The following is a 14,446-nucleotide window of genomic DNA, read 5'->3' as shown; positions in this document are numbered from 1 at the left end:
CTCCGGTGGTCGGTCACTGGTAGCCGCGGATCTGGCAGAAGGCCCGGTCCAGCGGGTCGTGCCGGGCGTCCCACAGCGCGCCGCCGGTGATCCGCGCGACCTCGCGCATCTCGCCCTCGGCGGCCTCGCCGAACAGGATGGGGAACACCGGCACGGCGCCCGCCCGCCCGGAGAGGAACGCCCGGTACTCCGCCAACCCCGCGCCCTGGCGGTTCTCGCCGTCGGTCATCAGCACGATGCTGGTGAACCGGTCGCCCGGGTCGCCGATCAGGTCGTGCGCGCGGATCACGCTGTCGTAGACGGCGGTGTCGCCCCCGGCCGCCAGGCCCTCGACCGCCGCGCGGACGGAGGCCAGCGACGCCTCCGGCGCCGTCTCGTCCACGGTGAACGACAGGGGTGCGCCGGGCGCCTGGCTGAACGGCAGCAGGACCACCTCCTCGCGGCCGCGGAAGCGGCACGACCGGCCCGACAGCGACCGGTCCACGCCGGTCAGCCCGGTCAGCGCCCGCTTGAGCTGGTCGATCCGCTCGCCCTCCATCGACCCCGACACGTCCAGCACGTACACGGTGCGCGCGGGGCGGCGCAGCCGGTCGGCGTAGGCGTCGAGCAGGGCGTCGACCACCGCGCGGTTGTCCGGGAACGGGATCTCCACGAGGGTGGCGGGCACGTCGGGCGGCTGCGGCACACCGGGGACGGCCGGTCGCCGGGCGGTCAGCTCGACGATGGCGCGCTGCGCCTCCGGACCGCGCAGGTACTCGCCCAGCCGCCGGTGCGCGTCGCGGGCCTCCGGGCTCGCGCCGGCCAGCACGGTGAGCGGGTAGTCGGCGCTGACCACGCCGTCCTGCGGGTACACCGGCACCAGGGGCTCGGACAGCTTCCCGGACCGGTTGAGCGACAGCAGCGACGCCTCGTAGGTGATCAGGGCGTCGACCGGCCCGCCGGGGTCCTCGCCGGTGGCGCGGCGGACGAACGCGTCGCCGAGCCACTCCGAGGAACCGGCGGTGACGCGGTGCCCGGTGAACAGCCGCGAGAGCGCGCCGGAGACCCGGGCGATCGCGTCGAGGTCGAGCGCGCGCCCGCCGCCGTCGAGGGCGGTGGCCACCGCGACCAGCGCGGAGAACCCGGTGTTGGACGCCGCCGGGTCGGTCATCGCGAACGTCAGCGCGCCGCGGTCCACCGCCGCGGCGACGTCCGACCAGCGCACCGGCGCGCGGTCCCACCCCAGCTCGCGGGCGACCGGCTCGCGCAGGCCGAGCACCACGGGCGAGGTCATGACCTGCACCTCGGGCCCCAGGCGGTCGCGGGCCTCCGGGATCGTGCGCAGGTACCGGGTGGAGGAGAACCACAGCGCGTCGTGCGCGCCGTCCGCCTTGCCCTCGGCGACCTTCTGCGCGCCGTCGAGGCTGCCGGTGAACTCCAGCTCCACCCTCACCCCGGTGGCGCGCTCGGCGTCGTCGAGGACGGGCTCCAGGTCGGCCAGCTCGCTGCCGGCGAGGACGCGCAGCGTGGTGGGCGGTCCGGACGGCACCGTCGACGGCGCCACGGGTTCGGGCGTCGTGGCGGTGCACCCGGCCAGGACGGCGCCGGCCAGGACCACGCCGGTCAGGATCGTTCCGGTCAGGGCCGTTCCGGGCAGGGCCGCGGCGGTCGGGGCGCGGAATCGGCGGGTCACGGGCAACCCCTCCCCGAGCGCTGGATCGCCGCCAGCTCGTCCAGCATGGTCTCCAGCACCTCGAACGACGGCGACTCGACCACCGAGGTCGGCGACCGGTCGGCGCCGACCGGTTGGGAGGTCGGCGACTCGGGCCGGAAACCGTGCTCGGCGGCCAGCCGCACCAGCTCCTGGTCGTCGCGCAGGGCGCGGCCGACCTGACCGCCGGTGTCGTCGAGCGGGATCAGGGTGTGCCGGGAGTAGACCGTGGGCCGGGGGTACAGCATCACCGCGTCCGGCGGCAGCACGGGCGCGGGCGACCTGGTGAGGAACTGGGCCTCGTAGACCAGCCCGATGGGCACCCGGCCGTAGCCCTTGGTCAGGTAGTCGTTGAACAGATCCTGGCTGGTGCGCTGCTTGTCGCCCTGGCGGCCGACCAGCGCGCACAGGTCGGGCACCACCCGCCGCACCTCGTCCGCGGTCTGGACGACCGAGCCGTTGTTGGCCACGTGCGCGGCCAGGGACAGGAACATGATCGCCGAGCTGGAGTCCTGCGGGTCGGTGGTGCGCAGCTCCACCGCCTTGGGGAACCGGTACCGGTCTGGTCCCTCCAGCTGGTCCCACTTCGTGCCCTCGCGGGCGAACCGCAGCAGCGTGGCGACGTCCACGACCCGGCTGCCGTCGGGTTCGGCCTGGACGGCCCCGTTGCGCTGGAGGGTGTCCGCGACGCCGTTGAACGTGGCCACCACCATCGGCGAGGAGAACAGGGGGTAGCTGTCGCTCAGCCGGAACTCGCCGAGGATCTTCTGCGCGGTCGGCGTGCTGGAGGGGAACGCGAAGCCGTACCCGTGCTCGGGCTTGCGCAGCGCCACCACCATTTCACGCGATCCCAGGCTGTCCGCGGTGACCCGCAGCCCCCGGCAGGCCAGCCGCTCCACCACGCGCGGGTCCTTGAAGTAGGACTCCTTCTCCGAGCCGATGACGCCGGTGACCGACGTGGTGGAGCTCGCGCAGCCGGCCTCCGCCTCCGCGTCGCCGCGCACCCGGTCGGCCACCACCACGGCCACCACGGCGATGATCGCGACGCCCACCACGAGCGCCGCCACCCGCGCGCCGGCCCTGTTCCGCGACGGCGTCACGACCGCCCACCCCGCAATCCCGTGTCGAGCAGCCGGAGGTCCGGCGGCGTCAGCGTGGCGGTCTCCACCAGCACCGCCGCGAGGTTCCGCTTGATCGCCTCGGGTGGCGCCGAGTCCGCGGTGATGCCCGGCACCCCCGCGGCGGCCAACCTGCGCCGCACCACGTCCACCACGTGTTCCGCCTTCCGCTCGGTCCACCGGCGCTCGCCGGGGACGTCGTTGAGCACCGCGCCGGTCTCCCGCCACGAGAGCGGGTGCGGGTCGGCGCCCCTCAGCAGCGCCTGCTGGAACAGGGCCACCAGGACCAGCCGCTCGCGGTCCGACAGCGGCCAGCCCATGTCCCGCGTCCCGGTGTCCGGCCGCACCTGGTCCCGCGCGCCGGCGCCGCCGGCCACCAGCAGTTCCACCACGTGCAGCCGGGAACCCCGGATGTAGAGGGGCGTGTAGCCGGGCGCCAGCACGGTCTCGTGACCGCTGAGGAGCGGCGGACCGCCCGAGGCGCGGATGGGCAGCCGACCGTCGTTGCGCAGCAGCCACCGGTTCCCGGGCAGGAAGCGCACGGCGGCGTGCTCGCGGCTCACGTGCGCGTCGCCCGAGCCCACCGTCACGTGCACGTCCGGGCTGTTGCGGCCCAGCAGGAGGTGGTTGTCCGCGTGCGGCGCCGCCGCGTACCCGCCGTCCTCGCCCAGCGCGAACAGCGTGCCGCTCGGCGCGGGCGCGCCGCCGAGCAGCGGTTGCCGCCGCAGCAGGCTGGGCGTCGCCGCGTCGAGGTGGTACCTGCGCTGAAGTGCCATGACCGCTGTCCGCTCCTGGGGTGCCACGACGCCGACGCTACGGGCGGGACCTCGGGAACCCTCCCGGGTCCGCGTCGCGAGTGGGGTCGCCGGGCGCGGGTCCGGGGTCGGGCGACCCGTCGCCGTGCAGGCCGTACGCCAGCAGCGCTCCCGCGGCGACCAGGGCGACCGCCGTCCACAGCGCGGTCGTGCCGTCGAGCAGGCCGGTCACGGCGAGCAGCACGCCCAGCGCGCCGCCTCCCGCGCCGCCGACGGCCACCCCGCGGAGGTCCCGCGCGGCGGGTGGCGGGCCGGGGGTGGCGGGGTCCGGTTTCGCGTGCCCCGACCGCTCCTCCAGCGCCGCGCGCGCCGCGGCGGCCAGTTCGCCGGCCGCCTGGTAGCGCTCGTCCGGGTCCTTGGCCAAGCCTTTCACCACCACGGCGCGCAGGCCCGCGGGCACCGCGGCGGGCAGCGGGTCGGGTGGGCGGTGCAGGTGCCCGGCGAGCACGACCATGTCGTCACCCTCGAACGGTCGCCGGCCGGCGAGGCACTCGTAGAGCACCACGGCCAGCGAGTAGACGTCCGCCCGGTGGTCGGCCGGCCGCTCGCCGGCCAGCCGCTCCGGCGCGATGTAGTGCGGTGTGCCCACCACCTGGCCGAGGCGGGTGATCTGCTGCGCGGTGATCGGCTGGGCGATGCCCCAGTCGAACAGCCAGGCGTGGTCGGTGCCGTGCCGAGCACCCGGTTCCAACAGGACGTTCGACGGCTTGACGTCCCGGTGGCGCAGGTGCTTGCGGTGCGCGGCGTCCAGCGCGGCGGCCACCTGCTCGGTGATCGCCACGGCGCGCTCCGCGGGCAGCGCGCCGTGCTGCCGGAGCACCGTGGACAGGTCGGTCCCGTCGACGTAGCGCATGACGATGTAGGGGTTCTCGCCGACCGAGTAGTCGTAGACCGGGAGCACGTTGGGGTGGTCGATCTGCGCGGCCAGCTCGCACTCGCGGCGGAACCGCTTCTCCAGCTCCGGGTCGCTCAACGCCGTGGTGGACAGCAGTTTCAGCGCCACCTGCCGGTCGTGCCGCGACGTGTCCTCCGCCACGTGCACCTCGCCCATGCCGCCCCGGCCGAGCAACCGGACCAGCCGGTACCTGCTGAGCTCGTCGTGCACCGCCCACCCCTGCCCAGCCCGCGCTTCGTCCCGCGCCGCGAACACCACGACCGGTGCGCGACCGAATTCCGGTATTCGCGAATACCGGAGTGATCGCCAGGTGGACAAGGGTGTTACACGTTCAGGGGACTCCGCAGGCGAATTCCCTTTGTTCCCCGCTCATTCACCTCGCGTTCGCCCGCGGGTGCGTTCGGCGTCGTGCCGAACTCCTCGGCGGCCTTCAGGCGCGAGGTGGCGCGGTGCTCCCGCGGACGACCAGCCGGGTGGGCACGAGCGTGGTGCCGGGTTCGGTCCGCCGGTGCTGGACCTGGCGCAGGACGCGCTCGACGCAGCGCCGGCCGACCTCGGCGAAGTCCTGGTGCACGGTGGTCAGGGGCGGGATGAAGGAGGTGGCGTCGGGGAGGTCGTCGAAGCCGACCACGCTGATGTCGCGGGGCACGACCCTGCCCCTCTCGTGGAAGGCGCGCAGCAGGCCCAGGGCCATCTGGTCGTTGGCGGCGAACACGGCCGTGCAGTCGGGCTCGTCGGCCAGCGCCAGGCCGGCGCGGTAGCCGGAGCCGGACGTCCAGTCGCCGCGCGCCATGGGCGGCACGGGCACGCCCGCCTCCTCCAGCGCGGCGCGCCACGCCACGGCCCGGCCCTCGGCGGCGTAGGAGTCCTCGGGGCCGGCGACGTGCCAGGCGGTGCGGTGGCCGAGGTCGAGCAGGTGGCCGACGGCCCGCCGCGCGCCGTCCGCCTGGTCGGTGTCCACCACGGTGTAGCGGTCGCCGCCGTTGGAGTCGACCACCACGACGGGCACGCCGACCGGCAGGCTCACGGTGGCCGCGTCGAGGAGGTGGACCTCCATGATGACGATGACCGCGTCCACGGCCAGCTCTCCCAGGCGGGTGAACGCGCCGAGCACGCCGTCCTGCGTCGGCACCGCCACCGGGATGAGGGTGATGGCGTAGCCCTCCTGCGCGGCGGAGTCCACGATCGCCTCCAAGGTCCGGCTGTTGCCGACCGAGGAGAGGCTGAACAGGATGACGCCGATGGTGCGGAACTCGCCGTACTTCAGCGCCCGCGCCGCGCTGTTGGGCCGGTAGCCCAACTGCCGCATGGCCTCCAGCACCTGCTCGCGCGTCGACTCCACCACGCTGGAGTGCCCGTTGGAGACCCGCGAGACGGTCTGCGCCGACACCCCGGCCAGGCGGGCCACGTCGGCCATCGACGCCTTGCGGGCGCGCCGCGCGGGCGACTGCTGCGCCGCACGCGCCTCGAATCCCGACGGACTCACCTCGGTCAACCACCTTCCGCGCCGGAGCCGACCGCGTCGCGGGCGCACCGCGAACACTATAACCATGGTTGTTTGCGCAAACATCCCTTCGTGGCCGGTGGTGTCCCGAGGTTCACACCTCCGTGTGCCCGAGCATCGGTCCCGGCGCGAAACGGGCCGTCGGGTCGGTCATCGCGCCCAGTTCGAGCACGACCAGGTCGTTGTCGCCGGCCCGGAGCACGGGGCCCGGCACGTAGAGGGTGCGCTGCGGTCCGCGCGACCAGTAGCGGCCGAGGCAGAACCCGTTGACCCACACCACTCCGCGCCCCCAGCCCGAGGTGTCCAGGTGGAGGTCCGCGTGCCGGTCCGGGGCGAACCGGGCGCGCAGGAGCACCGGTCCCGCGACCGGACCCCCGACGGGCGCGCGTTCGTCCCCGTCCTCCCACACCGCCGGCGGCGCGGAGAGGTCGACGGGCAGGACGTCCCAGCCGGTGAGGGGTTCGCCGTCGAGGGTGGCGCCGCCGATGAGGCCCTTGGGCTCGCCGAGGCGGGGGCCGTAGTTGACCCGGCCGTGGTCCTCGACCAGGACGGCCAGCTCCCCGGTGGCCCGGCCCAGGCCCAGGGCGCGCTGGTGGTGCTCGCGCAGCAGGGCGCCGACGGGGTGGCCGTCGAGGAAGACCGAGGCGTGGTCGCGGACCTCGCCGAAGCACAGCACGGCCGGGCCCGGGCCCGCGACGCGCGTGGTGAGCAGGGCCAGGCGCGGCGCGCCGTCCACCTCGTCGAGGGTGGGCAGGGCGTCGTGGCGCCGCCGGGCGCCCCACTTCCCGGGCGCGTCGAGCAGGCGCGCGGGGTCGCCGAGCGGGACGGTGAACGCGGGGGAGGGCGGCGCGGCCGGGGGTGGTTCGCCCGGCACCGGGTGGTGGCGGGCGATGACCTCGCGGAAGGCGTGGTACTTGGCGGTGGGGTTGCCCGCCTCGTCCAAGGGCGCGTCGTAGTCGTAGGAGGTGACCGTGGGCTGGTAGACGCCCTTGTCGTTGGCGCCGCTGGTGAGCCCGAAGTTGGTGCCGCCGTGGAACACGTAGAGGTTGACCGAGGCCCCGGCGGCCAGCAGGGCGTCGAGCTCGGCGGCGCTGTCCGCGGCGGGTGTGGTGTGGTGGTGCGCGCCCCAGTGGTCGAACCAGCCGTTCCAGAACTCGGCGCACATCAGCGGCCCGGTCGGCTGGTGGCGGCGCAGGGTGGCCAGCCGCTCGACGGCGCGGGAACCGAAGGAGGCCGTCCGGTGCAGGCCCTCCAGGCCGCCTGCCGCCAGCATCTCGTCGGTGGGTTGGTCGACCGTGGTGAGGGGCACGGTGATGCCGGCGTCGCGGGTGTGCTCGGCCAGGGCCTTGAGGTAGGTCTTGTCGTCGCCGAACGCGCCGTACTCGTTCTCGACCTGCACGAGGATGACGGGGCCGCCGTGCTGCGCCTGGAGCGGCGCGACGACCTCGTAGACGCGGTCCAGGTAGGCCTTGACGGCCGCGAGGTAGCGGGGTTCGGCGCGGCGCACGCCCACGGCGGGGTCGCGGAACAGCCAGGCGGGCAGGCCGCCGTTGTCCCACTCGGCGCAGATGTAGGGACCGGGCCGCACGATGGCGCGCATGCCCGCGTCGGCGACCAGGCGCAGGAACCGGCCCAGGTCCAGCCCGCCGGTCAGGTCGAACACGTCCGGGCGGGGCGCGTGGGCGTTCCAGGGCACGTAGGTCTCGATGGTGTTGAGCCCCATCCGGCGGGCCTTGTCGATGCGGTCGGCCCACAGCTCGGGGTGCACGCGGAAGTAGTGCAGCGCCCCGGACAGGACGCGGAACGGTTCGCCGTCGAGCAGGAAGTCGTGCTCGCCGATGGTGAACTCTGGCACGGGGACGGTGGTTCCTTCCTGGAACGCCTTCCGGGTGGGGCGGGGCGGCCGGTGCGACCGCCCCCGCCCCGGGGTCAGCCGGTGGTGACGGTGAAGCCCTGTTGGTTGCCGTAGTCGGCCAGGGCTTGTTGCCAGGCGGTCAGGCCGTCGTCGAGGGAGGAGCGGTCGGCGTAGGCCTTGCCGACGGTGTCGCCGAAGATGCTGTTGGCGTAGAGCTGGTAGGGCAGGTAGCTCCAGCCGGGCGCGACCTGACCGGCGGCGCGGGTGAGGACCTGGTTGACCTTCTGCCCGCCGAAGTAGGGCGATTCCCGGTCCTTGAACGCCGCGGATCCCAGGTCGGCGGTGGTGGCGGGGAAGCCGCCGCCGGCCAGGAAGGGCTTGATGCCGTTGCCGTTGTTGAGCCAGCGGACGAACGCGGCCGCCAGGGCGGGGTTGGCGCTCTGCCGGAGCACCGACTGCGTGCTGCCGCCGTTCTCCGCGGTGACCGGGGTGCCGTCGTGGGTGGGCAGGGGCGCGACGGCCCACTTGCCCGCCCCGCCGGGCACCGAGGCCTCCAGCACCCCGGGCATCCACGCCCCCACGGCCAGCGAGGTGATCGTGCCGTCACCCAACGCCCGGTACCAGGCGTCGGTCCACCCCGGGATCTCGGCGACCAGGCCCTGCCCGACCAGCTGGTCCCACACCGAGGTCCACTTCCGGGCGCCCTCGTCCTGCAGGTCGATGGTCACGGACTGGCCGTCGGTGGTGAACGGCCGTCCGCCGGCCTGCCAGATCATGCTGGTGGCGAAGCCCGCGTCACCGGTGTCGGCGGTGATGTACTTCGTCGGATCGGCCGCGTGCAGCCTCTTCCCGGCCTCCACGTACTCGGCCCACGTCGCGGGCACCGCGATGCCGTGCCGGTCGAAGACCTCCCGGTTGTAGAACAACGCCATCGGACCCGAGTCCTGCGGCAGCCCGAACAACCCGTCCCCGACCCGCACCGAGTTCCACGTCGAGGGCGTGTAATCGGACTCGAACCCGCCGAACCCGTAGGGGCCCAGATCGACCAGCGCCCCGGTCAGGGCGAACTGCGGCAACGCCTGGTACTCCACCTGCGCCACGTCCGGCGCACCCGAACCGGCCTTCACCGCGTTCTGCAACCTCGTGTAGTGATCATTGCCCGTCCCGGCGTTGACGTAGTTCACCCTGACGTTCGGGAACTCCTGCTGGAACGCCTCCACCTGCGCCTTCGCCGACGGCGTCCAACTCCAATACGTGATCTCCCCACCCTCGCGCAACGCCGCGTCCACCGCCTCCTGCGACCCACCACCCCCACCCGGCGCAGCGCCATCCGAACCCGATGAACAGCCGGACAGGACCGCGAGCAGCGCGGCCGCCAAGGTGGTGGCGACCTTCCGGGGACGCCTGGTCGTTGACATGGGGCAGGTCCTTTCGCGACGGTGGGCGGAGGAGGTCATCGCTTGACGCTGCCGGCGGTCAACCCCGACTGCCAGAAGCGCTGGAGCAGCAGGAAAGCGGCGACGAGCGGGACGATGGTGATGACCGAGCCGGTGATCACCAGGTGGTAGATCGGCTGGGCGCCCACCCCGGTGGCCTGCGCGCTCCACTGGTTGAGGCCCACGGTGAGCGGGTACCAGCCGGGCTCGCTGAGCATGATCAGCGGCAGGAAGTAGTTGTTCCAGGTGGACACCACGGTGAACAGGGCCACGGTCACGACGCCCGGGAGCAGCACCCGCAGGGTGACGGTGAGGAAGATCCTCAGCTCGCCCGCGCCGTCGATGCGGGCCGCCTCCAGCAGCTCGTCGGGCACGGCCTCGGCGGTGTAGGTCCAGATCAGGTAGAGCCCGAACGGGCTGACCAGCGACGGGATGATGACCGCCCACGGCGTGTTGGTCAGGCCGAGGTTGCTGAACAGCAGGAAGGTGGGCACGGCCAGCGCGGTGCCGGGGATGGCGATCGCGCCGAGGAGGACGGCGAACACCGCGTTGCGGCCCCGGAACGGGTACTTGGCCAGCCCGTACCCGGCCGCGGTCGCCAGCGCGGTCGCGCCGCCCGCGCCGACCACCACGTAGAGCAGCGTGTTGCCCAGCCAGCGCAGGAAGATCCCGCCGTCGTGGGTGAAGGTCTGGACGACGTTGTCGACCAGCGCGAACGGGCCGCCGAAGGACAGGCCCGAGGTGGTCAGCAGGGCCTGCTGGGTCTTGGTGGCGCTGATCAGCAGCCACACCAGCGGCACCAGGGTGTAGAGCAGGTACACCGCCATGACGGCGGTCAGGACGGGGGACTTGCGGCGGGGGTCGGAGGTGCTCGCCACGGCCGTCACGCACCTTTCCGCGCGCCGCGCAGCTGCACGACGTAGGCGATGATCGCGGTGATGACGCCCATGACGATCGCGACGGTGGCCGAGTAGTTGTACTGCTGGCCGCCGAACGAGAGGTTGTAGGCGTACATGTTGGGCGTGTACGAGGTGTTGATCGCGTTGGGCGCCAACGTCCGCAGGATGTTGGGCTCGTTGAACAGCTGGAAGCTGCCGATGATCGAGAAGATCGTCGCGATCATCACCGCACCGCGGATCGAGGGCAACTTGATGCTCACGATCGTGCGGAACGCGCCCGCGCCGTCGATGGCCGCGGCCTCGTGCAGCTCGCCGGGGATCACCTTCAGCGCCGAGTAGAAGATCAACATGTTGTACCCGACGAACTCCCAGGTCACGATGTTGCCGATGGCCAACAGGACCCAGTCGCCGGACAGCGGCTGGACCGCCCGCGTGCCCAGCAGGTCGTTCAGGTCGGCGGCCAGGCCGAAGTTGTCGCCGTAGATGAAGCCCCACATCAACGCCGCCACCACACCGGGCACGGCGTAGGGCAGGAAGATGACGATCCGGAAGAACCCGGCCGCGTGCAGCCGGGCGCTGTCGATGGCCAGCGCGGCGACGAGCGCCAGCAGCAGCATCACCGGCACCTGGACCACCAGGAACAGCAGCACCCGCAGGAACGACTCCCAGAACTTGGCGTCCGCGAGGGCGGTGGCGTAGTTGTCCAGGCCGACGAACCGCGTGCCGCCGAAGAACACCTGTTCCTGGAACAGGCTCAACCACAGCGCGTAGGCGATCGGGGCCAGGAACACCAGGGCGAACACCACCAGGAACGGCGCGACGAACCACCAGCCCTTCCGGTCGAGCCGCCGTCGACGGGAGGGTCCTCGCCGAGGTGGCGGGCTCTCGACCGGGACCGGGGTGGACGTCATCGTCTCTTCTCCCTGCTCGAACGCGGCGGCAGCGATGTTTACGTAAACATTGGCCGCAGACGCTAGCGGGCGGACCACGGCGTGTCCAGGTCGGGTTCGACGACTATGTGCCAGTCACTATTACTTCAGTGAAGGCCAATAACAAATATCGACCTCACAGGGCGCTCACGACTTCCGGGAGGCCGATGACTTCCTGGAGGATTGGCAGGCCGTGACCACGAGACCGGCCACGAGGACGACCGCACCGGCGGGCGGTTTCGGGGACGAGTGCGCAGTGCTCGGGGCGCAGGGAGCCGTGGCGGGGGTCGGTCGGGGTGCGGCGATGTCCCGACCGGCTGAAGGTGGCGGTGTCCGGGGTTGGTTGGCGGGGTCGCCGGCGGTGTTCGGATCCAGGTGAGTCACCTGCGTCGCGAAGAACCGACTGCCCGCGTGCCCTCGTTCGGGTGAAACCACTCCACGGGCGACAACACGGCCTGCAACACCGGCATTGTGGGATCCGGGCCCGATCTCGGGCGCCGAGTTGATGACGAGGGGGGATTGCCTTGTTCTCCATGCCGAGGTCTGCGCCAACGACCGCGAGCCGCACCCGACGCCGTCGCACGGCCGTCGGGGCCTGCGCAGCGGCTATGGGTCTTGTCCTCGCGAGCACGCCTGCCGCCACGGCTGTGTCGGCGTCCGTTGTCCGGGACTTCTACGTCGACTACGGGGCCAGCTACGCCTCGGGCACCGCCACCTTCACCAACCGGTGGGTGATCCTGGAGGGCACGCTGCACGCCGTCGGATGTGACCGAGCCGTTTACGGCGATTCCTACGCGGGGAGCAACCACCTCGGCAGCGCGAGTTCGACTCCGCGCTGCGACGGCAACTGGCCGATCGACATCCCGGTCCCGGCGAACGTGGTGGGCGGCGCCGACCGCGTCTTGATCAGGTTGGTCGCCCCGGACGGCTTCGAGGCCGTGTGGGCTTACCGCTGATCGGGGCCGCGATCCTTCGTGCTCGGTCGGGTCCTGCCGGTGCGGGCGGCTGCGCGGATCACGGGTGAGTTCTTCGGCGGGGTCGCCCGGGGAGGTGGTGCGGCGCGTCCTCGCCGCGTCGCCGACCGTTGGGCGGCGGGGTCAGGCGGTGGCCGGTTGGTGCTCGGGGCAGTCGGTCCGCAGGTCGGCCAGGGGGAGCGGCACGTCCAGCAGGCCGCAGTGGTGCGGCGCGGTGGGGTCGGGGTGGGTGTCGGCGCGGAAGAAGCGGCAGCCGGTGCACGTCCTGGCCACGCTGACCACGCCTTGGCGTTGCAGGTCGGCGATTACCCGGAGCAGGCTGTGCAGCGTCGTGGCGCGGTCGTCGGCGGGCACGCCGGCGAGTGCGTCGAGCAGCGGGCCGTCCCACGGTTCGAGCCGTCGTGCGACCTCGTCGCCCGTGGGGGTGAGGGTGAGCAGTCGTCGGCGGCCGTCGGATCCGGGTGACCGGGTCACCAGTTCTTTCCGCTCCAGCGCGGTGACGGCGTCGGACATGGTCGGCTTGGTGACGTCGAACTCGGCGGCCAGCGCGCTGACCTCGCGGCGGACGGTGGGTTGGCGGGACAGGGTGAGCACCACCTGCTGTTGCAGCGGGGTGAGGCCGTGTTCCCTGGCGGTGCGCTGGGCGAGGGAGCGCAGGCCGTGGCCGAGTCGTTCGATCGCGTCGGCCAGGCGTCGGTCCAGGTCGGCCGCGCCGCCGGGTCCGGCCACGTGCTCGGTCATGCCACCCGCCTTGAGCGTAGGACTCCCAACCGGTCGATGGTACTGATCGGGTGGGCGGGGGTGGTCGTCGATCCGTCCGGTGGTGCCGGCGCGGGCGGGTGGCGGGCGCCTCGCCGTCCGCCCGCGCGGGCTCAGCCGGCCTGGCGCAGGGCGACCTTCGGGAAGTCGAGGGGGACGGACAGGGCGACGTTGACGTAGTTGGTGAAGAGGTTGAGCGCCACGTGCGCCACCAGTTCCACGACCTCCTCGTCGTCGAAGCCCGCCGTGCGCAGCGCTTCCACGTCGGCGTCGGTCACCTGCGCGCGGTCCTGCACGAGCTTGGCCGCGAAGCGGAGCGCCGCGTCGGTGCGCGGGTCGTGGGAGTGGCCGGCCTGGGCGTGGCCCATGTCCTCGGCGGACACGCCCGCCTTGCGCCCCAGGGCGGTGTGGGCGGCCAGGCAGTACTCGCAGCTGTTGCGGTCGGCGACGAGCACGGCGACCTGCTCGCCCAGGGCGGCGCCCAGGCGTCCGCCGCCGAGCGCGCCGAAGCCGGCCCACATCATCTTCAGCGCGGCGGGCGAGTTCGCGACGGCCTTGAACATGGCCGGGGTGGTGCCGAACGCGGAGGTGATGTCGTCCAGCAGGGGCTTGGCCTCGTCGGAGGCGTTCCGGGCGTCGATCAGCGGAACTCGGGACATCGGGGTGGTTCTCCCGTCGTGGTGTGGTGAGGCGCCCGTCGCGGGCTTCCTCGTCGTGGTGCCGACGGGGAAGATCCTCTCACAAACTTGGTAGGACTCCTAACAACTAGGTGGAGTGGGTCCGGTCACACGCGCCCTGCCCGTCGCGGGTCGGACCCGGTGACGAGGAATGCCAGGCGGTCCGGGGCGGAGCTCCCGGCGCATGTCCGATCCCGTCGCGCCCGCCCTCGTCGGCAAGCGGGGCTCCCCGGCGTGTCGCCCGCGGAGCGGTGGACGGGTCGACACCCGGCGGGCCCCAAGGGCGCGGTGTCAGCGGGCGATCGAGATGGCGAAGGGCGCGAACCCGCTCGACCGGATCACGTGCGGCACGAACAGGATCGCGGCCTCGGTGGCCCGCGCGGTCTCGATCCCGCCGAGGTCCGCGATCCACTCCTCATGCCAGCCGAGGTCGACGAGGAGCCCTCGCACGACCTGCTTGGCCAGCGGGTCCTGGCCGGAGAGGAAGGCGGTGGGCGGCTGGGCGAGCGAGGCGGGCGCGGTCATCACCGGGTGGAGCATCGTGTTGAGGGTCTTGACCACCCGCGTCCCGGGCAGTGCCGACTGGAGCTGCTCCGCGAGGCTCGAACCGGGGTGGAGCAGGTCGGCGGGCAGGCCGTCCGGTCCGTCCGAGGTGGCGTTGGCGACGTCGACGAGGACCTTGCCCCGCAGCTGCTCGCGCAACCCGGTCAGCAGGTCGAGCGAGCCCGCGCCCGGCGTGGCGTTGACGACCACCTGCGCCCCGCCGGCGGCCTCGGCGGCGGCGCCCGGCGTGCGGTCCGCGACGGTCACCTCGTGCCCGGCCCCGGTGAGCGCGGCGGCGAGGGCGCCGCCGACGCGGCCGTTCCCGAGTACGGCGATCCTGGTCATGGCGAGG

The 14,446-nt window shown here is 73.0% G+C and carries 13 protein-coding genes; 1 reads left to right on the top strand and 12 read right to left on the bottom strand.

Features of this window, described 5'->3' with window-relative positions; translation table 11 throughout:
- Positions 1–13: 13 nt before the first annotated feature.
- The 9 genes from ABD223_RS35285 to ABD223_RS35245 form a co-directional block, all read right to left on the bottom strand.
- Complete coding sequence (locus tag ABD223_RS35285) at positions 14–1,672, bottom strand: substrate-binding domain-containing protein (protein ID WP_344041081.1); 1,659 nt, start codon at positions 1,670–1,672, stop codon at positions 14–16.
- Complete coding sequence (locus tag ABD223_RS35280; protein WP_344041080.1) at positions 1,669–2,790, bottom strand: hypothetical protein; 1,122 nt, start codon at positions 2,788–2,790, stop codon at positions 1,669–1,671. Before ABD223_RS35280 ends, ABD223_RS35285 begins: the two co-directional genes overlap by 4 nt.
- On the bottom strand, positions 2,787–3,611 hold the full coding sequence (locus tag ABD223_RS35275) for an FHA domain-containing protein (protein ID WP_344041079.1): 825 nt from the start codon (positions 3,609–3,611) through the stop codon (positions 2,787–2,789). The genes ABD223_RS35280 and ABD223_RS35275 overlap by 4 nt, the downstream gene beginning before the upstream one ends.
- A 10-nt stretch (positions 3,612–3,621) precedes the next feature.
- Positions 3,622–4,728, bottom strand: a complete 1,107-nt coding sequence (locus tag ABD223_RS35270) for a serine/threonine-protein kinase (RefSeq protein ID WP_344041078.1) — start codon at positions 4,726–4,728, stop codon at positions 3,622–3,624.
- 220 nt (positions 4,729–4,948) lie between these two features.
- Complete coding sequence (locus ABD223_RS35265) at positions 4,949–6,004, bottom strand: LacI family DNA-binding transcriptional regulator (RefSeq protein WP_344041077.1); 1,056 nt, start codon at positions 6,002–6,004, stop codon at positions 4,949–4,951.
- A 112-nt stretch (positions 6,005–6,116) separates the two neighbouring features.
- Positions 6,117–7,877, bottom strand: a complete 1,761-nt coding sequence (locus ABD223_RS35260) for a glycoside hydrolase family 35 protein (protein ID WP_344041076.1) — start codon at positions 7,875–7,877, stop codon at positions 6,117–6,119.
- A 74-nt stretch (positions 7,878–7,951) separates the two neighbouring features.
- Positions 7,952–9,295, bottom strand: coding sequence for an ABC transporter substrate-binding protein (locus ABD223_RS35255; protein WP_344041075.1), 1,344 nt, complete (start codon positions 9,293–9,295; stop codon positions 7,952–7,954).
- A gap of 35 nt (positions 9,296–9,330) precedes the next feature.
- Complete coding sequence (locus ABD223_RS35250) at positions 9,331–10,140, bottom strand: carbohydrate ABC transporter permease (protein WP_344041196.1); 810 nt, start codon at positions 10,138–10,140, stop codon at positions 9,331–9,333.
- A gap of 56 nt (positions 10,141–10,196) precedes the next feature.
- Positions 10,197–11,123 carry a carbohydrate ABC transporter permease gene (locus ABD223_RS35245; RefSeq protein ID WP_344041074.1) on the bottom strand — a complete coding sequence of 309 codons (927 nt, stop codon included), beginning with the start codon at positions 11,121–11,123 and terminating at the stop codon, positions 10,197–10,199.
- A gap of 665 nt (positions 11,124–11,788) precedes the next feature.
- On the opposite strand from ABD223_RS35245, the gene ABD223_RS35240 reads away from it, so the two are divergent.
- A complete protein-coding gene (locus ABD223_RS35240; protein ID WP_344041073.1) occupies positions 11,789–12,097 on the top strand; it encodes a hypothetical protein in 309 nt (102 codons plus the stop codon).
- A gap of 141 nt (positions 12,098–12,238) precedes the next feature.
- Here ABD223_RS35240 and ABD223_RS35235 read toward each other — a convergent pair whose 3' ends face one another.
- From ABD223_RS35235 to ABD223_RS35225, 3 genes are all read right to left on the bottom strand, one after another.
- Positions 12,239–12,856, bottom strand: coding sequence for a MarR family winged helix-turn-helix transcriptional regulator (locus ABD223_RS35235; RefSeq protein ID WP_344041072.1), 618 nt, complete (start codon positions 12,854–12,856; stop codon positions 12,239–12,241).
- Positions 12,857–12,987: 131 nt separating this feature from the next.
- Positions 12,988–13,533 carry a carboxymuconolactone decarboxylase family protein gene (locus ABD223_RS35230; RefSeq protein WP_344041071.1) on the bottom strand — a complete coding sequence of 182 codons (546 nt, stop codon included), beginning with the start codon at positions 13,531–13,533 and terminating at the stop codon, positions 12,988–12,990.
- A 309-nt stretch (positions 13,534–13,842) separates the two neighbouring features.
- Positions 13,843–14,439: an NADPH-dependent F420 reductase gene (locus ABD223_RS35225; RefSeq protein ID WP_344041070.1), complete on the bottom strand. Its 597-nt coding sequence runs from the start codon at positions 14,437–14,439 to the stop codon at positions 13,843–13,845.
- Between the last annotated feature and the right edge of the window lie 7 nt (positions 14,440–14,446).

The organism is Saccharothrix xinjiangensis, assembly GCF_039527585.1.
Taxonomy (GTDB): Bacteria; Actinomycetota; Actinomycetes; order Mycobacteriales; family Pseudonocardiaceae; genus Actinosynnema; species Actinosynnema xinjiangensis.
This window is presented reverse-complemented; position numbering and strand designations above follow the sequence as displayed.